21 protein-coding genes are annotated in these 24,196 nt (G+C 55.8%); 11 read left to right on the top strand and 10 right to left on the bottom strand.

The window, feature by feature from the left end:
- Both tnpA and ACYVG7_RS01895 read left to right on the top strand, forming a co-directional pair.
- Positions 1–261, top strand: a 261-nt coding sequence (gene tnpA, locus ACYVG7_RS01900; RefSeq protein WP_460881557.1) for an IS200/IS605 family transposase, incomplete at its 5' end; no start/stop codon positions are given.
- 62 nt (positions 262–323) lie between these two features.
- Positions 324–1,793 carry a type VI secretion IcmF C-terminal domain-containing protein gene (locus ACYVG7_RS01895; RefSeq protein WP_460881556.1) on the top strand — a complete coding sequence of 490 codons (1,470 nt, stop codon included), beginning with the start codon at positions 324–326 and terminating at the stop codon, positions 1,791–1,793.
- Positions 1,794–1,841: 48 nt separating this feature from the next.
- On the opposite strand, the gene ACYVG7_RS01890 is transcribed toward ACYVG7_RS01895, so the two are convergent.
- The 6 genes from ACYVG7_RS01890 to ampD form a co-directional block, all read right to left on the bottom strand.
- Positions 1,842–2,030: a hypothetical protein gene (locus tag ACYVG7_RS01890; protein ID WP_460881555.1), complete on the bottom strand. Its 189-nt coding sequence runs from the start codon at positions 2,028–2,030 to the stop codon at positions 1,842–1,844.
- Between the two features lie 85 nt (positions 2,031–2,115).
- Positions 2,116–3,543: a dihydrolipoyl dehydrogenase gene (gene lpdA, locus ACYVG7_RS01885; RefSeq protein WP_460881554.1), complete on the bottom strand. Its 1,428-nt coding sequence runs from the start codon at positions 3,541–3,543 to the stop codon at positions 2,116–2,118.
- Positions 3,544–3,659: 116 nt separating this feature from the next.
- Positions 3,660–5,546, bottom strand: a complete 1,887-nt coding sequence (aceF, locus tag ACYVG7_RS01880; protein WP_460881553.1) for a pyruvate dehydrogenase complex dihydrolipoyllysine-residue acetyltransferase — start codon at positions 5,544–5,546, stop codon at positions 3,660–3,662.
- A 10-nt stretch (positions 5,547–5,556) separates the two neighbouring features.
- Positions 5,557–8,253, bottom strand: a complete 2,697-nt coding sequence (gene aceE, locus ACYVG7_RS01875) for a pyruvate dehydrogenase (acetyl-transferring), homodimeric type (protein WP_460881552.1) — start codon at positions 8,251–8,253, stop codon at positions 5,557–5,559.
- 63 nt (positions 8,254–8,316) lie between these two features.
- Positions 8,317–9,081 (bottom strand): pyruvate dehydrogenase complex transcriptional repressor PdhR, encoded by a 765-nt coding sequence (gene pdhR / locus ACYVG7_RS01870; RefSeq protein WP_460881551.1) that lies wholly within the window; start codon positions 9,079–9,081, stop codon positions 8,317–8,319.
- Between the two features lie 218 nt (positions 9,082–9,299).
- Complete coding sequence (ampD, locus tag ACYVG7_RS01865; RefSeq protein ID WP_460881550.1) at positions 9,300–9,860, bottom strand: 1,6-anhydro-N-acetylmuramyl-L-alanine amidase AmpD; 561 nt, start codon at positions 9,858–9,860, stop codon at positions 9,300–9,302.
- Positions 9,861–9,991: 131 nt separating this feature from the next.
- Between ampD and ACYVG7_RS01860 the strand changes: the two genes are divergently transcribed.
- The 9 genes from ACYVG7_RS01860 to yacG all read left to right on the top strand — a co-directional run bounded on the left by ACYVG7_RS01860 (position 9,992) and on the right by yacG (position 18,198).
- A complete protein-coding gene (locus ACYVG7_RS01860) occupies positions 9,992–10,375 on the top strand; it encodes an endonuclease domain-containing protein (protein WP_460881549.1) in 384 nt (127 codons plus the stop codon).
- Between the two features lie 229 nt (positions 10,376–10,604).
- On the top strand, positions 10,605–11,450 hold the full coding sequence (nadC, locus tag ACYVG7_RS01855; protein WP_460881548.1) for a carboxylating nicotinate-nucleotide diphosphorylase: 846 nt from the start codon (positions 10,605–10,607) through the stop codon (positions 11,448–11,450).
- A 648-nt stretch (positions 11,451–12,098) separates the two neighbouring features.
- Complete coding sequence (locus ACYVG7_RS01850; protein ID WP_460881547.1) at positions 12,099–12,521, top strand: pilin; 423 nt, start codon at positions 12,099–12,101, stop codon at positions 12,519–12,521.
- Positions 12,522–12,606: 85 nt separating this feature from the next.
- Positions 12,607–14,319: a type IV-A pilus assembly ATPase PilB gene (pilB, locus tag ACYVG7_RS01845; RefSeq protein ID WP_460881546.1), complete on the top strand. Its 1,713-nt coding sequence runs from the start codon at positions 12,607–12,609 to the stop codon at positions 14,317–14,319.
- Between the two features lie 72 nt (positions 14,320–14,391).
- A complete protein-coding gene (locus ACYVG7_RS01840) occupies positions 14,392–15,639 on the top strand; it encodes a type II secretion system F family protein (RefSeq protein WP_460881545.1) in 1,248 nt (415 codons plus the stop codon).
- Positions 15,640–15,697: 58 nt separating this feature from the next.
- The gene (locus ACYVG7_RS01835) at positions 15,698–16,594 is read left to right on the top strand and encodes a prepilin peptidase (protein WP_460881544.1); all 897 of its coding nucleotides are present in this window, start codon (positions 15,698–15,700) and stop codon (positions 16,592–16,594) included.
- 12 nt (positions 16,595–16,606) lie between these two features.
- Complete coding sequence (coaE, locus tag ACYVG7_RS01830; RefSeq protein ID WP_460881543.1) at positions 16,607–17,221, top strand: dephospho-CoA kinase; 615 nt, start codon at positions 16,607–16,609, stop codon at positions 17,219–17,221.
- Between the two features lie 43 nt (positions 17,222–17,264).
- Entirely contained in the window at positions 17,265–17,990 is a 726-nt protein-coding gene (gene zapD, locus ACYVG7_RS01825; RefSeq protein WP_460881542.1) for a cell division protein ZapD, read from the top strand.
- A gap of 10 nt (positions 17,991–18,000) precedes the next feature.
- Positions 18,001–18,198 carry a DNA gyrase inhibitor YacG gene (yacG, locus tag ACYVG7_RS01820; RefSeq protein ID WP_460881541.1) on the top strand — a complete coding sequence of 66 codons (198 nt, stop codon included), beginning with the start codon at positions 18,001–18,003 and terminating at the stop codon, positions 18,196–18,198.
- 144 nt (positions 18,199–18,342) lie between these two features.
- Here the strand turns inward: yacG and mutT are convergent, their stop codons facing one another.
- From mutT to ftsZ, 4 genes are all read right to left on the bottom strand, one after another.
- The gene (gene mutT / locus ACYVG7_RS01815) at positions 18,343–18,738 is read right to left on the bottom strand and encodes an 8-oxo-dGTP diphosphatase MutT (RefSeq protein ID WP_460881540.1); all 396 of its coding nucleotides are present in this window, start codon (positions 18,736–18,738) and stop codon (positions 18,343–18,345) included.
- A 63-nt stretch (positions 18,739–18,801) separates the two neighbouring features.
- A complete protein-coding gene (secA, locus tag ACYVG7_RS01810) occupies positions 18,802–21,525 on the bottom strand; it encodes a preprotein translocase subunit SecA (protein WP_460881539.1) in 2,724 nt (907 codons plus the stop codon).
- A gap of 467 nt (positions 21,526–21,992) precedes the next feature.
- On the bottom strand, positions 21,993–22,916 hold the full coding sequence (lpxC, locus tag ACYVG7_RS01805; protein ID WP_460881538.1) for a UDP-3-O-acyl-N-acetylglucosamine deacetylase: 924 nt from the start codon (positions 22,914–22,916) through the stop codon (positions 21,993–21,995).
- A 105-nt stretch (positions 22,917–23,021) separates the two neighbouring features.
- Positions 23,022–24,173 (bottom strand): cell division protein FtsZ, encoded by a 1,152-nt coding sequence (ftsZ, locus tag ACYVG7_RS01800; RefSeq protein WP_460881537.1) that lies wholly within the window; start codon positions 24,171–24,173, stop codon positions 23,022–23,024.
- Between the last annotated feature and the right edge of the window lie 23 nt (positions 24,174–24,196).

Genomic DNA, 24,196 nt, shown 5'->3' with positions numbered 1-24,196 from the left:
GACTTTGGCGCAGAGCTGAAAGAGTGTGACGGAGAAGCAGACCACGTTCACATGCTGATAGAGTACGGGCCGACCGTGCAGTTCTCTGTGCTGGTCAACTCATTGAAGGCCGTCACATCAAGGCGACTGCGTAATGGATTTTTGGACTTGAGGGGGGCTTACAGCAAGCCCGTGCTTTGGTCTCGCTCCTACTTTGCAAGCTCTTGCGGCGGGGCGCCGTTGGATGTGATTAAGCAATACATTCAAAACCAGCGGGGCTGACGCCCCGACGAAATTCCCCTCCCACCTACGTCGGTGGGAGCCCCCTTTCGTCAAAAAAGGTGGTGAACCAACAGCCCAGACTCCTGCAGCAAGCGGCACTGGATCTCTGGGTACTGGATCAGGGAGCTCAGACTCAGGGACCATTTACCGCTCTAGATCCCGGTTATCAACAGCAGTTATGGCAGCAACTTCGGGAGTCTTACCGGCTCGACGCAGAAGCCCGCTGGCGCATCGCACTGGACAGTGTGGCGGTGCCCGCCGCCCACACCAAGGAGCAAGTGCTGCAGCAATTAGCGCTCTTTACTCACCCGGAACAACCGCTGTCACAGTTGCTGCAGCGATTGACCCAGGAGATGACATACCCGGCACCACTTCAGCCTGTGGCATCCAAAGTCACCCCAACCGCGCCGCCAGAGTCGCTGATCTCACCAGAGCATCTTCCGCCCCCGCCAGCAGTTCCCACATGGCAATCCTTGCTCGCATTCGGCCAGCCCCAGGAACAGCGACCCTCTCGACTGGCCGAGTTGGAACAAGAACTGCGCAATCTGGAGCGCTATTTACAGCCCCTGCTGAATGCCGATGATCAAGGAGCGAGCGCATTAGCCGCCTTGCAAACCGGGGCTACACCATCGGTATTGACACAGTTTCAACAACAGGCTGTCAGTCTGCCTGCGCCGCTCGACCACTGGTTCACGGCCTGGGCACAGCAAGCCGAACACCTGTTGCATCAAGAGGCGCTACAGGCGCTGGAGCAGCAATGGCAATCCCAGGTGCTCGCCGAATATGAACAACGACTCGCCAACCGTTATCCCTTTGCAACCACAGATGCAGCAGATGTTGCCCTGGCCGATATGGAGCACTTCTTTGCGCCACAAGGCACCTTCGATCGTTTCTATCAGCAACAGCTAGCCCCTTGGCTGGCGCGCACGGGCTATGAACCGCTGCCCAGCCATCAGCAACTGACGGCAACGAAAACCGGAGAGAGCACGGATCCCTATACCGAGCTGTTGGCATCCGTCGCCCAAGTTGAGCAAATTCGACGGCTGTTATTCAACCCGGAGGGCAAACTGGAAATGAGCTTCTGGCTGCAACCCTTGCAACTATCGGCCAATAAACGGCGCAGTATTCTGGATCTGGAAGGGCAACTACTCGATTACAACCATGACGCCGGGCTGCGAACTCACCTCATCTGGCCAAATGATCCCGAGGGAACGAGTGTCAGCAAGCTGACGCTGATCCCGACCGAACGGCAACGCTCACCGCGCAGCATCCGTGCACTAGGACCCTGGGCCTTGTTTCGTTTGTTGGAGCAAGCGCAAGAAGCGTCACCTTCAGACGCAGGGGGGAGCACGGGAACCGGAATGGACGAGATGATGACCGGCTCCGACGCCGGAAACAACAGCAGTCGTGAACTAACCTTCACCGTTGATGGTGGGCAAATGCACTATCGGCTGAGCACCGAAGCCGCACCTCTGGATATGACGCTATTTCGTCACTTCCGGCTACCGGAAACCCTGAACCCGCAGCCGTGATGGATGATGTTGCCCGATGATTATTCAAGAGCCGCATCCAGCCAGATCTCAGCAACGACCCTTCTTGGCCTGTCCGGGGGGGCAAAAGCTGCCAGAACCCGAGTGGCCATCATCCACGCTGATGCGGGTATCCCCCACCTCGATATCCGCCCGACGGACTCGAACCGGGTCATCGGAAGCACAGCCGCTGATCACCACCATCAAGATGGCACAGGCTAAGAATTGAAGCGTATTCATACTACCCCCAGAAACAACAAGGCGACTCCGGAAGGAGTCGCCTTGAGTATAACCAATCAGTCGACACTCAGACTGAAAGGAGGGATCAGCGCTTCTTGGCCTTGGCGTTTGGCAGGTCGGTGATCGAGCCTTCAAACACTTCGGCAGCCAGACCGACCGACTCATGCAAGGTCGGGTGGGCATGGATGGTCAGCGCGATATCTTCGGCATCGGCACCCATTTCGATGGCCAGGCCGATTTCACCCAACAACTCACCACCATTGGTGCCGACAATCGCACCACCGATCACTCGACCGGAGGACTTGTCGAAAATCAGCTTGGTCATGCCGTCGGCACAATCCGAGGCGATGGCGCGACCAGAAGCCGCCCACGGGAACACGGAGGTCTCGTAGTTGATGCCTTGTTGCTTGGCTTCTTTCTCGGTCAGACCCACCCACGCAATTTCTGGTTCGGTATAGGCGATGGAAGGGATCACCTTGGGATCGAAGTAATGCTTCTTGCCGGCGATAACTTCGGCCGCCACATGCCCTTCATGCACCCCCTTGTGTGCCAGCATCGGCTGACCGACGATATCTCCGATCGCGAAGATGTGCGCCACATTGGTCCGCAGTTGCTTGTCGACCTCGATGAAACCCCGTTCGGTCACGGCAACACCGGCCTTCTCGGCATCCAGCATCTTGCCGTTCGGCACCCGACCAACCGCGACCAGCACGCTGTCATAGCGAACGGGTTCCGCCGGTGCATGCTTGCCTTCAAAGGAGACATACAGGCCATCGGCCCGGGCTTCAACGGCCGTCACCTTGGTTTCCAGCATCAGGTTGAACTTGCCCTCAATCCGCTTGGTGTAAACCTTGACTACGTCCTTATCGGCCGCCGGGACCAGTTGATCGGCAAACTCGACCACGTCGATCTCGGCACCCAGTGCTGAATAGACGGTGCCCATTTCCAAACCGATAATGCCGCCACCCAGGACCAGTAACTTGCCAGGAACGGTTTTGAGCTCCAGCGCATCGGTCGAGTCCCAAACGCGGGGATCATCATGGGGAATAAACGGCAACTTCACCGGACGGGAACCGGCAGCGATGATGGCGTTGTCGAAATTGACCACCGTCTTGCTACCGTCAGTGGCAGTCACTTCCAGGCTATGGGCGGCGGTAAACTTGGCTACGCCATTGACGACCTGCACCTTGCGCTGTTTGGCCATACCGGCCAGACCACCCGTCAGCTTGCCAACGACCTTTTCCTTCCACAGACGGATCTTGTCGATATCAGTATGTGGCTCACCGAAGACGATACCGTGGGCCGCCAGGGCCTTGGCTTCTTCAATCACCTTGGCCACATGCAACAGGGCCTTGGAGGGGATACAACCAACGTTCAGACAGACACCACCCAGGGTGCTGTAACGTTCGATCAATACGGTGTCGAGCCCCAGGTCGGCACAGCGAAAGGCTGCGGAATAACCGGCAGGGCCTGCGCCCACCACCACCACCTGAGTTTTAATTGGATTGCTCATCATGACCTCTTTTCACATGGGTTGCCGAGCTGAACGCCTGTTCTACCCGGCAAGCATACAGTCAGTTTGCTTGGTACGCGAAGCAAAGGGGCAGGCTCATGCCTGCCCGGTCACAGTTACAGCACCAGACGGCGAATATCCGCCAGTGCCCCACTCAGTGTGGTGATGAAGCGGGCGCCATCGGCACCATCAATCACCCGGTGGTCATAGGAGAGCGCCAGCGGCAGTGTCAGACGCGGCTCGAACTCCTTACCATTCCACTTCGGTTTGAAGTCGGACTTGGAGACCCCGAGGATCGCCACTTCCGGTGCATTGACGATCGGCGTGAAGCTGGTACCGCCGATGCCACCTAGGCTGGAGATGGTGAAGCAACCACCCTGCATGTCGGACGCGGTCAGCTTGCCGTTACGCGCCTTCTTGGAGATCTCGGCCAGGTCTTGCGACAGCTCGTAGATCCCCTTCTTGTTGACGTCGCGCACCACAGGAACTACCAGACCGTTTGGCGTATCAACCGCCACACCGATATGGATGTACTTCTTCATGATGAGCTTGCTGCCATCTTCGGACAGGGAGCTGCAGAAGCGCGGATGGGCTTCCAGCGCCTTGGCCGCGGCCTTCAGGATGAACACCAGCGGTGTGATCTTGAAGCCCAGTTGCTGCTTGTCGGCGATGACGTTCTGTTCCTTGCGGAAGGCTTCCAGATCGGTGATATCGGTCTCGTCAAACTGGGTCACATGAGGGATCATCACCCAGTTGCGATGCAGGTTCGGGCCGGAAATCTTCTGGATCCGGGTCAGTTCGATCTCTTCGACAGCACCGAACTTGGCGAAGTCCACCTTCGGCCATGGCAGTACGCCCAGACCCGAGCCGGATGCCGCACCAGCAGCCGGAGCCGATTCGGCACGCTTGATGGCATCCTTGACGTAGGACTGCACATCTTCCTTCTGGATCCGGCCCTTACGGCCTGATCCCTTGACCTTGGCCAGGTTGACGCCAAATTCCCGCGCCAGACGACGCACCGCCGGGGAGGCGTGCACATAGGCATCATTGGCCACAAAGTCACCCTTCTCTTCGGCCTTGGCGGCAACCACAGGCGCTGGCGCTGCAGTAGCGACAGGGGCCGAGGCCGGGGCCGCAGCAACCGGAGCAGCAGCCACGACAGACGCTGCACCTGCGACTTCGAAGGTCATGATGAGGGAGCCGGTGGCGACCTTATCACCAATGGCGACCTGGATAGCCTTCACAGTACCAGCAAACGGAGCTGGAACTTCCATGGAGGCCTTATCACCCTCCACGGTCAGCAGGGACTGGTCTGCCGTGACCACATCGCCAACCTTGACCAGAATTTCGGTTACAGCGACTTCATCGCCGCCGATATCCGGAACCTTGACCGCCTGCTCGGCACTGACTGCAGGAGCTGGCGCTGGCGCGGCAGCAACGGGTGCTGCAACGGCGGCGGTCGCGGCACCCGCAACTTCGAACACCATGATCAGAGAGCCGGTAGCGACCTTATCACCGGTCGCAACCTGAATGGATTTCACCGTGCCTGCAAACGGCGCCGGGACTTCCATCGAGGCCTTATCACCTTCCACCGTCAGCAGGGATTGGTCCGCCGAGACCACATCGCCAACTTTGACCAGAATTTCGGTCACCGCGACTTCATCACCACCGATATCCGGAACATGTACATCCTGCAGTGCCGCCACAGTCGGAGCAGCAACAGCCAGAGCTGCGGCTGCAGCCACCGGAGCTGGAGCGGAAGCAGCCGCAGCGGCCGCCTCGAATTCCATGATCAGGGTGCCGGTATTCACCTTGTCACCCACCGCAATCTTGATGGCTTTGACCACCCCCGCTTGCGGGGATGGTACTTCCATGGAAGCCTTGTCGCCTTCCACGGTCAGCAGGGATTGATCCGCATCCACGGTATCCCCGACCTTGACCAGGATCTCGGTTACCGCGACCTCGTCACCGCCGATATCCGGCACATAAATTTCGATAGACATTCCCATCCCCTTACGCGTACAGCGGGTTGATCTTGTCGGCATCGATGCCGAACTTGGCGATGGCTTGTGCCACCAGCGCGGCATCGATCCGGCCCAGCTTGGCCAGTTCGGTCAGAGCCGCGACCACGATATAGCCTTCGTTCACTTCAAAGTGACGACGCAGGTTCTCACGGCTGTCGGAACGACCGAAACCGTCAGTCCCCAGCACGCGGTAGCTGTCGGCCGGCACAAAGGCCCGGACCTGATCGCCGTACACCTTCATGTAGTCGGTCGCAGCAATAGCCGGAGCCTTGCCCAGTACCTGGGCAATGTACGGCACGCGAGGCTGGCTCTGCGGGTGCAACATGTTCCAGCGATCGGCGTCCTGACCATCACGGGCCAGTTCGTTGAAGCTGGTGACGCTGAACACATCGGAGCCGATACCATACTCGTCGCTCAGGATCACGGCGGCGCGGCGTGCGTAGTTGAGGATGGAACCACAACCCAACAGCTGGACGCTCAGCTCTTGGCCCGCAGTCTTGCTCTTGTCACCAGCCACGGTTTCCAGCTTGTAGATACCCTTGCGAATACCCTCTTCGGCACCGGCAGGCATCGCCGGGTGGACATAGTTTTCGTTCAGAGTGGTGATGTAGTAGTAGATGTTTTCCGGCTGGTCGCCATACATGCGACGCAGACCATCCTGAATGATGACCGCAACTTCATAGGCAAATGACGGATCGTAGCTGACGCAGTTCGGGATGGTGCCCGCCAGGATGTGGCTATGGCCATCTTCGTGCTGCAGACCTTCACCGTTCAGCGTGGTACGACCGGAGGTCGCGCCCAGCAGGAAGCCGCGGGCCTGTTGGTCACCTGCCGCCCAGCACATATCACCGACCCGTTGGAAACCGAACATCGAGTAGTAGATGTAGAACGGAATCATAGGGCAGTCGTTGGTGCTGTAGGAGGTCGCAGCAGCCAGCCAGGAGGACATGGCCCCCAGTTCGTTGATACCGTCTTGCAGGATCTGGCCCTTCTTGTCTTCCTTGTAGTAGGAGACGATGTCACGGTCTTGCGGGGTATATTGCTGACCATGCGGGCTGTAAATACCGATCTGGCGGAACAGGCCTTCCATACCGAAGGTACGGGCCTCATCGGCCAGGATCGGAACTATGCGTTGACCGACTGACTTGTCCTTGAGCAGCACGTTCAGGGAGCGGACAAACGCCATGGTGGTAGAAATTTCGCGGTTCTGTTCACCCAGCAGCGCATCAAAGGCTGACAGCTCGGGGATATCCAGCTGCACCGTGGTCTGTGGCAGACGGCTCGGCAGATAACCCTTCAGAGCCTTACGGCGTTCATGCAGATAGTTCCACTCGGCAGAGCCCTGTTCAAATGACAGGTATGGCAGCTCTTCGAGTTGCTCATCGGCCACCGGCACCTGGAAGCGATCGCGCAGATGACGCACGGAGTCCAGCTCCATCTTCTTCACCTGGTGAGCGATATTCTTGCCTTCGGCCGCTTCGCCCATGCCATAACCCTTGATGGTCTTGGCCAGAATAACCACGGGCTTGCCGGTGGTCTCGTTGGCCTTTTTGAAGGCCGCGTAGACTTTACGTGGGTCATGACCACCACGGTTCAGACTGAAGATCTGCTCATCAGTCCAGTCGGCAACCAGGGCTGCAGTTTCCGGATACTTACCGAAGAAGTGTTCGCGAACATAGGCACCATTCTTCGACTTGAAGGTCTGGTAATCGCCATCCACGGTTTCATTCATCAGTTGCAACAGCTTGCCGGAGGTATCCTTCTGCAACAGCTCATCCCACTTGCTGCCCCAGATCACCTTGATCACTTCCCAGCCTGCGCCACGGAACAGACCTTCCAACTCGTGAATGACCTTGCCGTTACCGACCACAGGACCATCCAGACGCTGCAGGTTGCAGTTGATCACGAAGATCAGGTTGTCCAGCTTCTCGCGGACCGCAACGGTAATGGCGCCCTTGGATTCCGGCTCATCCATTTCCCCGTCGCCGAGGAAGGCATACACCTTCTGTTCCGAGCAATCTTTCAGACCGCGGTCAGTCAGGTACTTGAGGAAGCGCGCCTGATAGATGGAACCAATAGGACCCAGACCCATGGAAACAGTCGGGAACTGCCAGAAGGTCGGCATCAGCTTCGGATGAGGATAGGAGGAGAGCCCCTGGCCATCCACTTCCTGACGGAAGCTATCCAGCTGGGTTTCGGTCAGACGACCTTCCACAAACGCACGAGCATAGACACCCGGAGAGATGTGGCCCTGGAAGTACACCAGATCGCCGCCATCCTTCTCGTTGCGGGCACGGAAGAAGTGGTTGAAGGCAACTTCATACACGGTGGCAGAAGAGGCGAAGGAGGACATGTGTCCACCCAGATCCAGCCCCTTCTTCGACGCCCGCAGCACTATCATGACCGCATTCCAGCGGATAATGGCGCGGATACGGCGCTCCAGCTCCTTGTCGCCCGGATAGGCCGGCTCATCGCTGGTGGCAATGGTGTTGATGTAGTCGGTGAGGATGCTGCCACCCTTGCCGGCCGCGGCCAGATCGACACCGGCCTTGCGGGCCTGCTCGGCCAACTGGTCGATGATGAAGCGAGCGCGCTCCGGACCTTCTTCACGCAGCAGTGACTCAAGGGCTTGAAGCCACTCACGGGTCTCTACCGGATCCACATCGTTTCTGAGGAGTTCAGACATGGCTGTTTCCTATCTCGTTAACGGCAATAGCTGTTTTGAATGACGATATGGGCACACTCGTGGTCAGCTCGGGCGCATCCGAACCTGGCGCGTTTGCCGCTGGGTTCGCAAATCTTCCCGCTGAATATCCAGCAAGGTGTCCTCGATAAAGGCGAGATGCTCATGACAGGCATCCCGCGCCTGTTCCGGTTGCCCGGCCAAGATCGCCGCAATCAGGTCAGACCTATGGCGGCGGATCCGGTTAACTACGCCCGGGCGCTGGTTCAACACCTCGATGTTGCGCAGAATATTGCGCTCCAGCAAAGTACGTAACGCTCGGATCAGATGGAGCAATACGGCATTATGGGAAGCCTCCATCATCACCAGATAAAAATCTGTGACCGCTTCGGCTTCACCGGCCAAGTCCGCTTGCTGCTGGGCTGCCTCAATATTGGCTTGCGCGACGCGGATACGTTCGAAGTCCACTTCGGTACCACGCAACGCCGCGTAATAGGCGGCAACCCCTTCCAGCACATGACGAAACTCTAGCAGATCAAATTGCGACTCCGGGTTGTTCAACAGCAGCTCGAACAAGGGGTCGGTCAGACCACGGTTCAACTCCTGCTGCACATAGGTGCCGCCCCCCTGCCGCCGATAGAGTAATCCCCGAGCCTCCAGGCGCTGTATGGCCTCACGCAGCGACGGACGGGATACTTGAAACTGCACCGCGAGCTCACGCTCCGGCAGCAGTTTTTGTCCGGGTTGCAGGCTGCCATCCACTATCATCTGCTCGAGTTCAGCAACGATAGCATCTGCCAGTTTGGGGGCTTGGTTCTTGCGAATGGGCATTATGGGCTGCTAATTGGTATTACCAATACATCTATATGCAACGAAAATTAGCAACTTCATTAACAAATGTCCATACAAAAAATGATCTCGGTCAACGGAATCATCCAGTTGAAGGCAAAGAGAGGATTTTTATAGTCTGACCAAGAGAGTGGCGTTGCGGGTATTACCCGACCACAAACGACAGAGCAGGGTTGAAATAGTCGCCGAGGGAGGAAGCCTCAAGCCGAGGCTAACAGTTGCCGATAATAAGCCCAATCAAAACCCGCCCCCGGATCCGTCTTGCGCCCCGGCGCTATATCGCTGTGACCAACGATCCGCTCCGGCGTCAGATCGGGATAATGCTGTAGCAACACCTGAGTCACCGCCACCAGAGTCTTGTATTGTTCGGGGGTATAGCCGCTGTCATCGGTACCTTCCAGCTCGATACCGATGGAAAAATCGTTGCAGGCCGGACGCCCGGCAAAACTGGAAACGCCGGCATGCCAGGCGCGGGCAGAAAACGGCACATACTGCACCAGTTCACCATCCCGGCGAATAAGGCAGTGAGCCGAGACCTGCAAACCGGCGATCGTGGCAAAATAGGGGTGAGCCTGAGGATCCAGTCGCCCTGAAAACAGATCATCAATCCAGGGGCCGCCGAACTCGCCCGGCGGCAAGCTGATGCCATGAATCACCAGCAGTGACACTTCATCCTCCGGTCGTGGATTCTGATGCGGGGAACAGAGGTGTCGAGCCGAAACCAGCCAACCATTCTTTATGCCAAGATTTTGAGTCATCATGTCGCAGCCTTATCCGCCATTTGTTTTGCAGAAAAATAGAAATAAGAACAGTAACTGAAGGATTTCCAACAGTTTTTCGTTACAACTCACCCACTAAGCTATCAGCTCAATCCTTCTGAATCACACAGTCCATGGGTAAAATATTCAACCGAAAAAATCAGCTCGACGCACGTCAACGTCTCCGGTGTCAAATGCCTACACCGGAGCAAATTCTTTGGCACTATCTCAAAAGAGAACAGCTTGGCGTGAAATTTCGAAGACAACACGGAATCGGCCGCTACATTGTGGATTTCTACTGTCCCGAGAAGCGGTTGGTCGTCGAAGTGGATGGCGATAGTCACTTTGCCCCTGACTCACGAAACTACGATCATTCTCGGGATGAATACCTGATGACTTTGGGGATCAGCGTATTACGTTTTACCAATCTGCAGGTCATGCAACAAACCCAGAGCGTACTTGAAGGCATCAAACAAGTGTTGGATGCCTCAATAACCCCACCCCGACCCTCCCCTTGAAAAAAGGGGAGGGAGAAAAGCAACGGCTCAAGCTAAGAGCGAAAAATCTTGCTCTCTCTTTCAAGCGGAGCTGCTCTTGCTCCTCCCCCTTTTTTTCAAGGGGGAGGCTGGGAGGGGGTTGCTCTGACTGGGAGGTCGATAGGCTTCATGCTATCCTTGCCGCTATTCGATTGCCAAGCGCCAGAGCCGTTTTGCCTTCTTGCTCCGGCCACTTGATACAGGACTCATCATGCTGCAACAGGATATTCAACGCGCCGTACGTCACGCCCTGGAAGAAGATCTGGGCGGTATTCTGGATGCCGGTGCCGACATCACAGCCCAACTCATCCCCGCCAGCAAACAGAGCAGCGCCACCGTGATCACCCGGGAGCCAGGGGTATTTTGCGGTGTCGCCTGGGTCAACGAGGTGTTTGCCCAACTCGGCGGCGAAGTGCAGGTGGAGTGGCTGGTCAAGGACGGCGAGACCGTTGCGCCGAATCAGGCGTTGTTCCGGCTGCATGGCCCGGCACGCATCCTGCTCACCGGTGAGCGCACCGCACTGAACTTCGTACAGAGCCTCTCCGGCGTGGCCACCCTGGTTGCCCGCTATATGCAGGAGCTGGCCGGGACCCGCTGTAAACTGCTGGATACCCGCAAGACGGTACCGGGTCTGCGCACGGCACTGAAATATGCCGTCACCTGTGGGGGTGGCACCAATCATCGTATGGGGCTTCATGATGCTTATCTCATCAAGGAGAACCATATTCTGGCCTGTGGGGGTATTGCCGAGGCCGTGCAAACTGCACGACAGCTCAATCCTGGCAAACGGGTAGAAGTCGAGGTCGAAGATCTCGACGAACTGCAACAAGCGTTGGCTGCCCAAGCCGACATCATAATGCTGGATAATTTCGAAGTGCCCATGATGGAGCAGGCGGTGGCTATTACCCAGGGTCGCGCCAAGCTGGAGGTCTCCGGCAACGTCAACCTGCACACCATCCGCCGCTTCGCGCAAACCGGTGTGGATTTTATCTCGGTCGGCGCCCTGACCAAACATGTTCATGCCCTGGATCTGTCGATGCGCTTTGCCGCGGAATAGCTCTAGAGCCAACCCCACCCCTGCCCTCCCCTTGAAAAAAGGGGAGGGAGCAAAGCTCTTACTCCTCCCCCTTTCTTTTCCAAGGGGGAGGTTGGGAGGGGGTTCTGGCTTTTAGAGCGTAAAGCTAACCCCGCCCCTGCCCTCCCCTTGAAAAAAGGGGAGGGAGAAAAGCTNCCCCTGCCCTCCCCTTGAAAAAAGGGGAGGGAGAAAAGCTCTTGCTCCTCCCCCTTTCTTTTCCAAGGGGGAGGTTGGGAGGGGGTTCTGGCTTTTAGAGCGTAAAGCTAACCCCACCCCTGCCCTCCCCTTGAAAAAAGGGGAGGGAGAAAAGCTCTTGCTCCTCCCCCTTTCTTTTCCAAGGGGGAGGTTGGGAGGGGGTCTGAATGCAACCATTTCATTTTTATTGCCTTTTCTGACAAAAAATCTTATTGCGTTAAGTCTCCATAGACCTTTCTTTGCTCGCCAACCCTCGTGGCTACTGCTATTTTCGTTTTTTTGCGCTTTACTCTTTGTGATGCCTCACAGTTTTGGCTTATCAGCCATCCCATGGCGCGGTAAGGGATATACCCAAGCACGCAAATGGAGCTATTATCGGCGCTGTGGTGGCATGACCACCTCGTGTTAGGAACTACAAACGTAAGGAAACCTGAAATGAAAAAGCAAACTGGTTTTACCCTGATTGAATTGATGATCGTTGTGGCCATCGTCGCTATCTTGGCTGCGATTGCCCTGCCGGCTTATCAAGATTACACCGCCAAAGCCAAAGCAACAGCAACACTCAGAATGGCTGACTCCGCAAAGACCGCAGTGGCCGTATGTTTCCAAACAACGTCTACTCTTACTGGTTGTACTGAAGGCTCAAACAATGTACCTACTATTGGGACAGAAAAAGGCACCGCCGGAAGTAAAGCTGGGCTCTTGTCAATTACTGATGGAAAAATTCAGATCGCTACTCAGTTAGGTTCTGTATGGGGCACGGTATTGCTCTCTCCAGTATCAGGAGCAACGAACCTGACTTGGGCTATCACCGCTGACAAAGCATGTTCAAAATATATCGATAAGTGCACTCCATAATAAATTAGCTTTATGGGGCTGGGATTTTATGCCCAGCCCTTCTGACTAACCGAATTTCCTCTTTAATTTGGTAATACCCTTCGATATGACAGCCTCACCTAACAGTGGTCTTGCCCTTAGTCTGGTCTCTTCTGCACTATTGAGTGATGAAGAGTCCCGCAAATATAGTGCCGAGGCCAAGCAGCAGCGCAAACCTCTGGTCACCTTTCTGGTGGAGAATAAAATTCTGGCCAGCGCCGCGCTGGCGGAGTTTTGCGAGCAAGAGTATGGAATACCTCTACTGGATCTGGACGCCTTTGATTTAGGCGAGATCCCGCAGAAGTATCTCAATAGCAAGCTCATCGACAAGCACCACGCCCTGCCCATCTATACCCAGGGGCATACCCTGTATGTCGCCATGTCGGACCCGACCAATGTTTCGGCGCTGGAGGATTTCGGCTTCAGCTTCGGTCTGCATACCGAGGCGCTGCTGGTCGACGAACTCAAGTTGCAGAAGGCCATCATCAAACTGACAGAGGGGGTCAGCGAGGCACTGGGGGTGGATAACCTCAACGACAGCGATATGGATGGGTTGGAGGTTTCTGATTCAGAAGCTCAACTGAACAGTAGAAATACAGATGACGATAGCGATGATGATGCACCCATTGTTAAATATATTAACAAGGTGCTACTGGATGCCATCAAGCGCGGCGCCTCGGATTTGCACTTCGAGCCCTACGAAACCAAGTACCGCATCCGCTTTCGCATCGACGGTATCTTGCACGAGATTGCCAGTCCACCGGTGAATCTCTCCAGCCGCTTCTCGGCGCGACTGAAAGTCATGTCACGACTGGATATTGCCGAGCGGCGTCTGCCGCAAGATGGCCGCATCAAGCTGAAAATTTCCAAGACCAAGGCCATGGACTTGCGGGTCAACTCCCTACCCACCATGTGGGGGGAGAAGATAGTGCTGCGGATCCTCGACTCCTCGGCGGCACGTTTGAATATCGATCAGCTCGGTTATGAGCCCCAGCAAAAAGAGACCTACCTCAAGGCTCTGGCCAAACCCCAAGGCATGATACTTGTCACCGGCCCCACCGGCTCGGGGAAAACGGTCTCCCTCTATACGGGCCTCAATCTCCTCAATACTGCAGAGCGCAATATCTCCACCGCCGAAGATCCGGTGGAAATCAACCTGATGGGTATCAATCAGGTACAGGTTAATCCCAAGGCAGGTCTCACTTTTGCCAGTGCCCTGCGCGCCTTCTTGCGGCAGGATCCGGATGTGGTCATGGTCGGTGAAATCCGCGATCTGGAAACTGCCGAAATCGCCATCAAGGCGGCGCAAACCGGTCACTTGGTACTATCCACTCTGCATACCAATTCGGCAGCCGAAACCCTAACCCGGATGATGAATATGGGCGTTCCGGCGTTTAATATCGCCTCCTCCGTGACGCTGATCATGGCCCAGCGCCTGGCCCGACGTTTGTGCGATAAGTGCAAGGCGCCGGAAGTGATCCCCGCCCATGAGCTGTTAGCCCTGGGCTACTCCCAGCAACAGCTGGATGCCGGATTGCAGTTGTATAAACCCGTAGGGTGCCCGGAGTGTTCCGGTGGCTACAAGGGCCGGGTCGGTATCTACGAGATGATGTCCATGTCCGAGGCCATCGCCAATCTCATCATGGAAGGTGGCAACTCCTTGCAGATCGCCTCCCTGGCGCAGAAAGAGGGGATGCGTACCCTGCGCCAATCCGGACTCGATAAGGCACGGCTGGGCATCACCAGCTTGGCCGAAATCAATCGGGTCACCAGCGGCTAGGTTCACCATGCGGATCTAGCCCCGAATCAATCGCCCTATCGATTAAGCGCCATTTAGAGACAAGGAAGCACCATGGCAGTCACCCCAAGTAGTCGCGACAAGATCGAAGCCAAGAAGTTCTACCCCTATGTCTGGCAGGGCATCAATCGCAAGGGACAAAAAATCTCCGGCGAGATGCAGGGCGAAAACCCCAATCAGGTCAAGGCCGAACTGCGCAAGCAGGGGGTCAATGTCAGCAAGATCAACCGCAAGAGCCAGTCGCTGTTCTCCAAGTATTCCGGCGCCATCAAACCGATGGATATCGCCATGATCTCCCGGCAGATCACCACCATGCTCTCGGCCGGTGTGCCCCTGGTGCAGACCCTGCGTCTGCTGGCCAGCAGCCATGAGAAGACCAGTATGCGCGATCTGCTCAGTGGCATCTGCGCCGAGGTAGAGAGTGGTATTCCGCTCTCCCAGGCGCTAAAAAAACACCCGCGCCATTTCGATGATCTCTACTGCGATCTGGTCGCCGCCGGTGAGCAATCCGGCGCCCTGGAGCAAATCTATGATCGTATCGCTACCTACCGCGAGAAGGCCGAGGCGCTCAAATCCAAGATCAAAAAGGCCATGATGTATCCGGCCGCAGTCCTGGGGATTGCCATCATAGTCACCTCGATCCTGCTTCTGTTTGTGGTGCCGCAGTTTGAAGATATTTTCAAGAGCTTCGGTGCCGAACTACCCGCCTTCACCCAGATGGTGATCGCGCTCTCCCGCTTCTTGCAACACTCCTGGTATTTCATCGCAGGTGGCGTAATACTGGCCGTCTTCCTGTTTGTGCGTGCCCATCGCAACTCGCAAACCGTGCGCGATAAGACCGACAAGGCGCTGCTGAAATTGCCAATTATCGGCATGATCTTGCACAAAGCTTGTATGGCACGCTTTGCCAGCACCCTCTCCACCACCTTTGCTGCCGGTATTCCACTGGTGGATGCCATGGTCTCGGCAGCCGGCGCCTCCGGCAATGCCCTCTATCGGGATGCGGTGATGGCAGTGCGCAACGAAGTGATGGCCGGGATGCAGATGCATATCGCCATGCGCACCGTGGAGGTGTTTCCGGATATGGTCACCCAGATGGTGATGATCGGTGAGGAGTCCGGTAGCATTGACGATATGCTGACCAAGATCGCCGGTATCTACTCCCAGCAAGTGGACGATGCCGTGGATGGCCTCGCCACTCTGATCGAGCCGCTGATCATGGTGGTCTTGGGGGTGCTGGTCGGTGGTCTGGTGGTCGCCATGTATCTGCCCATCTTTAAGCTGGGTAGCGTCATCAAGTAACAGCATCTTTTATGCATCTGGGGCACACGCTGTGGGCCCCTTTTTATTGAGAATTCCCATGCCGTCATTCCACGATCTGGCCTTAGTGGCTGCACAATTCCCCGCCCTCTATCTGGTAACTCTAACCCTGCTCGGGCTACTGGTCGGCAGCTTTTTGAATGTGGTGATCCATCGCCTGCCCATCATGATGGAACGTAGCTGGCAACAGGAGTACCGAGATTATTTTGACGAATCTTCTTCCGATGAGGAGCAATCGACTGCGGCGCCAGAGCGCTTTAATCTGATGGTTCCACGCTCGGCCTGCCCCCATTGCGGCCATGCCATCACGGCGCTGGAGAATATCCCCATCCTGAGCTGGCTGATGCTACGGGGCCGCTGCCGGGGCTGTCAGGCTCGAATTTCTGCTCGCTATCCTCTGGTGGAGTTGTGCACCGGCTTGGCGACTCTGGCTATTGCCTGGCATTTCCCGCTCGGCTGGCCGTTACTCGGCGCCCTGCTGCTGACCTGGACCCTGATCGCCTTGACGTTTATCGATCTGGACAAGATGCTGCTGCCGGATCAACTGACACTCCCCCTGCTCTGGCTGGGTCTGCTGCTCAATATCAGTGGCCATTTTGTCAGTCTGCAAGATGCGGTGTTGGGTGCGATGTTCGGTTACCTAGTGCTTTGGAGCCTGTACTGGAGCTTCAAACTACTGACCGGTAAGGAAGGCATGGGATATGGTGACTTCAAGCTCCTTGCCGCCCTTGGCGCTTGGCTGGGCTGGCAAGCGCTGCCGCTGATCCTGATCCTCTCCTCGTTAGTCGGCGCCATAGTTGGCATCACGCTGCTACTACTGCGTCGTCACCAACAAGGCAATCCCATCCCCTTTGGTCCTTATCTGGCCATGGCGGGCTGGATCGCCTTGCTCTGGGGTAACGACATTACAACCTGGTATTTGCAGAGCCTGCTATGAGGTGTCATCACCGTGAGTAACTGGATCCTCGGGCTGACTGGCGGTATCGGCAGCGGCAAAACCACGGTCGCAAACCTGTTTGCTGCCGAAGGCGTAACCGTAGTGGATGCCGACGCGATTGCCCGAGAACTCGTGGCGCCAGGCCAAACCGCGCTACAGCAGATCGCGGCACACTTTGGGTCCGAGGTCCTCAATGCCGCAGGCGAGCTGGATCGAGCCACTCTGCGTCGCCTTATTTTTGCCGACGCGCAACACAAGCAGTGGCTGAACCAATTGCTGCACCCCCTGATCCGCCAAACTCTGCTGCAGCGCTGCCAGGAGGCGAGCGGCGACTACGTGATCCTGATGGCTCCCCTGTTGTTTGAAAATGGTCTGGATCAGGCCGTCCAGCGCACCCTGTGCATTGATGTCAGCGAGCAGACCCAGATTGCCCGCACCTGTCAGCGGGATGGCAATAGCTCCGAGCTGGTTCAGGCCATCATGGACTCTCAGCTGAGCAGAGCCGAGCGCCTGCAGCGCAGCGATGACCGGATTGACAACGAAGGCAATGACTTCGATGCCTTGCGAGAGCGAGTCAGACAGCTACATATCACCTATTTATCGTTATCTGCTCAACATCCGCAGTGAATGCCATTACACTCTGCGCATCCGAGATAAGAGTCCAAGCCTAATGCTCACCTACGAATTTCCGCTGAATGAAAAGAGTCGTACCTATCTACGATTCGATGCCCTGTTCCAACAATTGAAAAACTGCCAACAACTGGAACAGTCGACCCAGTCGTTCAATTTTTTCAAGGCGCTATTTGATTTCATCGAGCTGTCCGAGCGCTGCGATATCCGCACCGATCTGATGAAAGATCTGGAAAAACAGCGGCAAAAACTGGAAAGCTGGAGCCAGTTGCCCGAGGTGGACCTGAGCAAACTGGCCAGCCTGCAGAGCGAATTAGCAACATTGATTTACGAGTTACCCCGCTCGGTTCGCGCCGGTAGCCGTTTCAAGGAAGACAAATTCCTCTGTGCCATCCGGCAACGCTTTTCCATCCCTGGCGGCCTCTGCCCCTTCGATGTGCCGATCCTGCATCATTGGCTGGGTCTTCCCCTGGAAAAACGTCTGCGAGATAGCCAGGCCTGGGTTCAAGAGCTGGATCTGCTGATGCGCGCCACAGAGCGCCTGCTCCAGCTTTGGCGCGATAGCGGCAGCTTTAGCGCTCAAGTTGCGCGGAATGGTTTTTATCAAGCCAATGCAGAAGGTACCGAGCTGATCCGGCTGCGTGTCGATCCGTCCCAGGGTCATTATCCGACCATGAGTGGCCACAAGAGCCGTTTCGCCGTGCGTTTCCTGCCGTTAGGAGAACTGGAAACCGGCGATATTGAATTTCAGCTGGCCTGCTGTTAGGAGAATGAATATGGTCACCGTAGTCCAATGCCCAACTTGTGGCAAAGCCGTCAGCTGGAATGAGGAAAGCCCGTTTCGCCCCTTTTGCAGCAAGCGTTGCCAACTCATCGATCTCGGGGAGTGGGCTAATGAGGAGAAGCGGATCCCGGCACAAAACCAGGATCCGGATGGCAGCAATAGTGCTTTTGAAGATGAGTACGAAGACTAGGCAAAGAGCCAACCCCACCCCTACCCTTGAAAAAGAAAGCGGAGGGAGTAAAAGCGCCCCCTCACACGAGCAGGGCAGGTCCCCTGACAAGAGGTCGCTTGTCTCCTCTCCCTTTTCAAGGGGAGGCAGGGAGGGGGTCGCTCTTTACAGCCCCATCACTCGTTCGGTGATTGGGCGGTTCGCTTCCGGAAACTCATATTCCAGCAATGACTGCCGATCGACCCATAGTGCGGGTTGACCTTCACGGCCATAAGGTTGGCCGCTAAATGCGGTCACCCGCCAGACATCCAGCAACACCGACTTGTCCGGATAATCGTGTTCAATTTGCAGCAGAGGCTCACTCTGCTGCACCTCGATACCTATCTCCTCGGCTAATTCACGAGCCAAAGCGGCAGGCATGGTTTCACCCGCTTCAACTTTACCGCCAGGAAACTCCCATTTCCCCGCCTGATGCTGCCCATCCGAGCGGCGGCAGATAAACACCTGCCCAGCCGTGTTTTCGACGACCCCGACTGCAACCCAGATCCGTTTCTTTTCCATATCGCCTCACTTTGACTCATAAAAAAGGCGGCCTAAGCCGCCTTTTCCAAACATGCCAATCAGTTAGCTCAATTGGCCATGACACTGTTTGTATTTTTTACCGGAACCACAAGGACAAGGATCATTCCGCCCCACCTTGTCACCACGCACGAAGGGAGTCTGCACCGCAGCAGGGCTGGCAGGCTCGCTTTCGCCCTCTTCATTCAGTGCCGCCGCATCGGCATGAGTGTAGGTGCGCGGGGCTGCCTCAGCACGTCTACGCTGCTCTTCCAACGCATCCACGTCTCGCTCCTGAACCTGAACCCGGCAGATGATAGAGACAACTTCCAGCTTCAAGGTTTCCAGCATCTGGGTGAAGAGCTCGAATGACTCGCGCTTGTACTCCTGTTTCGGATTCTTCTGCGCATAACCGCGCAGATGGATACCCTGCCGCAGATGATCCATGGCCGCCAGATGCTCCTTCCACAGGTTGTCCAGCGTCTGCATCATCACTGACTTCTCGAACTGGTTCATCACCTCATCGCCGACCAGAGCTTTCTTGGCGTTGTATAAGGTTTCAGCTTCCTGGACGATACGCTCGCGCAGCAGCTCTTCATACAATTTGTCATCTTCCGCCAGCCACTGGGTAATCGGCAGAGACAAATTGAAATCCGCTTGCAGGCGCTGCTCCAGCCCTGGAATATCCCAAGTTTCGTCCAGTGAGTGCGGTGTGATGTACTCATCAATCACGCCATCGATGACGTCGGCGCGGATCGCATTGATGGTTTCACTGATGTCGGCCGTATCGAGCAATTCGTTGCGTTGTTCGTAGACCACCTTGCGCTGATCGTTGGCCACATCATCAAATTCCAGCAGATTCTTACGGATATCGAAGTTACGAGCTTCGACCTTGCGCTGGGCATTTTCGATGGCCTTGGTCACCCAAGGATGTTCGATCGCCTCTCCATATTCCATGCCCAGCTTTTTCATCATGCCGGTCACGCGATCGGAGGCGAAAATACGCATCAGAGTATCTTCCATGGACAGGTAGAAACGGGAAGAGCCCGGATCGCCCTGACGACCGGAACGGCCACGGAGCTGATTATCGATACGCCGGGATTCGTGACGTTCAGTACCTATGATATGCAAACCGCCGGCGGCGATAACCTCATCATGGCGCTTCTGCCATTCCGCCTTGGCTGATTCGATCTGCTCGGGAGTAGGGTTGTCGAGCTTATCCAATTCAGCCTGCCAATTACCACCCAGTACGATATCGGTACCCCGACCGGCCATGTTGGTGGCGATGGTGACAGCCCCCGGACGACCGGCTTGAGCCACGATATCGGCTTCCATCGCATGGAATTTGGCATTCAACACCTGGTGCTTGATCCCTTGCTTGTTCAGCACCGAAGAAATCAGCTCCGAGTTTTCGATGGAGATGGTACCCACCAGCACCGGACGCCCTTCGGCAACCCGATCCTTGATGTCCTGCACTATGGCCGCATATTTTTCTTCGGCCGTCAGATAGACCAGATCACCGGAGTCTTTACGCACCATGGGGCGATTCGTCGGCAGCACTACGGTATTGAGGCCGTAAATTTGCTGAAACTCAAAAGCTTCGGTATCCGCAGTCCCGGTCATACCGGCCAATTTGTCATACAAACGGAAGTAATTCTGGAAGGTGATCGAGGCCATAGTCTGGTTCTCGTTCTGGATCTTCACCCCTTCCTTGGCTTCAATCGCCTGATGCAGACCTTCCGACCAGCGACGACCGGTCATGGTACGGCCGGTATGTTCATCGACGATGACGATCTCACCATCCTTGACGATGTAATCCACATCGCGTTCGAATAGGGTATGAGCCCGCAGGGCCGCATTGACATGATGCAACAGGGTTATGTTGGCCGCCGAGAACAGAGAGTCCTCAGCCGACAGCAGCCCATTTTGCTTCAACAACTCTTCCACATAGATCTGACCATTTTCGGTCAACAGCGCCTGACGAGCCTTCTCATCAACCGTATAGTGCTCCTCGCCACGATACTCCTCGCTATCTTCCTTCTCTTGCTTCTGCAGCAAGGGGATCAGCTTGTTGACCTTGATATACAGCTCGGAGCTATCCTCGGCGGCACCAGAAATAATCAGCGGAGTCCGGGCTTCATCGATCAACACCGAATCCACTTCATCGACCAATGCGTAGTACAGCGGACGCTGAACACGCTGTTCTGGTGAGAACGCCATGTTGTCACGCAGGTAATCGAATCCAAATTCGTTGTTGGTGCCGTAGGTAACATCGGCCGCATAGGCTTGATGCTTCTCAGGCGGGCTCATGCCGGGCAGATTACAACCCACGGTCAAACCAAGGAATTCCAGCAATGGACGATTCCATTCGGCGTCCCGTTTCGCCAGATAGTCGTTCACGGTGACTATATGTACGCCCCGACCGGTCAAAGCATTCAGGTAAGCAGGCAGGGTCGCAGTCAGCGTCTTTCCTTCACCGGTTTTCATTTCTGCAATCTGGTTGTTATTCAACACCATGCCGCCCATCAACTGGACGTCAAAATGACGCATGCCGAATACCCGTTTGGAGGCTTCGCGAACGGTCGCAAAGGCTTCCGGCAGCAGTTGCTCCAGCTCTTCGCCCTGCTCGATACGGGCGCGGAATTCGACGGTCTTCGCCTTCAACTCAGCGTCACTCAACGCTTCGAATTGAGGCTCCATGGCATTAATCTGCTTGACGATTTTGCGCAGTTTTTTCAGCGTGCGGTCATTGCTGCTACCAACAATGCGGGTCAGTAAATTTGTAATCATCTCGAACCAACTCTCTGGTTGTACTCTTCTTATTTCATCACAGGATGAAACAGGCCACTCAACAGAACACACGTCCTGACTCAGGACTCATGTATTGCCAAACCAAGAACCAAACTCTGGAAAATAATCAGCTCGCCGTTTTGAACACTTCGCAAGGGTATGGGGTCATTGCGTAAGGATAATCGGGCAAAACGGTGGTTATCTTAACCCATCCCCTGCGGTCAGCTTGCTTCCCCTAGACCATCAATACACGGAAAGCAAACCGATATCACACAACCAAGAGGATATGGTGACATCCGACTCATTATTCAAGTCCACGCCCCATAATAGCGGCGTCGGAAAAACCGAGTCCGACGCCGAGGGTAGCATATCTGGACCGTCGAGTCGTCAGTTGCAAAAAGCCCAAAGAAAAAGGCACCGGGGAGAGAGTCGGTGCCTTTTTACAAAAACGATATGACGCAGCTGATTTACGCGGTAACCCACTGCCCATCGAGGAAGGGGATGGGCGAGGTAACAGCGACATCTTCAAAGGTCACCATTTCCCAGGCTTCGGCATCAGCCAGCATGGTGCGCAACAACTGGTTATTCACCGCATGACCTGTCTTGAAGGCACTGAATTCGCCCAGAATACTGTGATTGCACATATACAGGTCACCCACAGCATCCAGCAGCTTGTGCTTGACGAATTCATCGTCATAACGCAGGCCCTCTTCATTCAGCACTCGATATTCATCCAGTACGACGGCATTTTCCAGACTGCCACCCAACGCCAGATTCTTGGAGTGCATGAACTCGACATCCTTCATAAAGCAGAAGGTACGAGCGCGACTCAGCTCTTTGGCAAAAGCTGCGCCGCTGAACTCCATGCTCAAAGCCTGCTTGCGCGGATCAAATACCGGATGCTGGAAGTCGATGCGCAAATTCATGCGGAAACCGCCAGCATAAGGACGCAATTCTGCCCACTTGTCGCCATCTTCGACCCGCACCGTCTTTTTGATGCGAACAAAGCGCTTCGGCGCATTGAGCTCTTCAATGCCAGCCGATTGCAGCAAGTAGATGAACGGATGGGAGCTACCATCCATCACGGGTAACTCGGGCGCATCGACTTCGACAATCAGATTATCGATACCCAATGCGGCCAAGGCAGCTGACAAATGCTCAACTGTGGAGATCCGGACCCCTTGTTCATTGACCAAGGCCGTACACAGCACTGTATCACGCACCGCAGACGCTTCTGCTTTGATGGTGACAGCAGGCTCAAGGTCGCTGCGCACATAAAGGATACCGGTATTAGCTGGTGCCGGGCGGAAGGCTACAGAAACCTTGCGTCCAGAGTGCAGACCAACGCCAGTAGCTTGTACGCTTTTCTTGAGAGTACGTTGTTTAATCATCAATTCACCTCGATCAGCCGGGTGGTCGGACCAACCCTTCGCATGCATATTAACATACGAGTTGCGCAAATGCTAATCACGTCACATTCCTGACGCATTCCGCAATTAATCTGCTTGTTTGCGCAGAAAAGCAGGAATGTCCAGATAGTCCGGCTCGGCACGGGCTTGTACCGGCTCGGCATTGACAGCTTTTGGCCGCTCATCGTACTGAGGCATAGGATTATCCTGCATCAGGGAGCGTAACGGACGCTCACTCTTCTGGGCATTCTTCACCAGCGTGATTTCCGGCTTGCGATCCTGGCCAATACCGGTCGCAACCACGGTCACACGCAGCTCATCCTGCATGTTTGGATCGATTACGGCACCCACCACCACAGTCGCATTCTCAGAGGCAAACGCCTTGACGGCATTACCCACAATTTCGAACTCTTCCATGGTCACATCCATACCAGCGGTGATGTTGACCAGAATGCCGCGAGCGCCGGCCAGATCGACATCTTCCAACAGCGGACTAGAGATCGCCTTCTCGGCTGCTTCTTCCGCCCGATCGTCACCGCGTGCATGACCGGTACCCATCATGGCGGTACCCATTTCCCGCATAACAGTGCGCACGTCAGCAAAGTCGACGTTGATCAGACCCGGACGGGTGATCAGCTCGGCGATCCCTTGTACGGCACCCAGCAACACATCGTTGGCCGCCTTGAATGCTTCGAGCAGGCTGACGCCCTTGCCCAGAACCTTCAGCAACTTGTCGTTCGGGATTGTGATCAGCGAGTCAACATGCTTGGAGAGCTCTTCGATCCCTTGCAGGGCATAGCTCATCCGCTTCTTGCCTTCAAAGTTGAAGGGCTTGGTCACGACAGCAACCGTCAGGATACCCAACTCCTTGGCGACTTCGGCCACCACAGGAGCGGCACCAGTTCCAGTACCACCACCCATACCAGCAGCAATGAACACCATGTCTGAGCCTTCCAGCATCTGGCGGATATCGTCACGGTTCTCCAGAGCGGCTTCGCGACCGATCTCTGGGTTTGCACCAGCACCCAGGCCCTTGGTGATATTGCCACCAATTTGCACTGTGGTTTCGGCGCCGGAATTGCGCAACGCCTGAGCATCGGTATTGATGGCAATAAAATGCACACCTTCGATGCTTTCACGCACCATGTGCTCAACAGCATTACCACCACCACCACCGACACCAATTACTTTGATGACGGCATCATCACCCTGGCTTCCTACCGGTTCAAAAGTAAACATGATTCTCTCTCCGCACTATTTGC

The organism is Pseudaeromonas pectinilytica (genome assembly GCF_054780855.1).
This window is presented reverse-complemented; position numbering and strand designations above follow the sequence as displayed.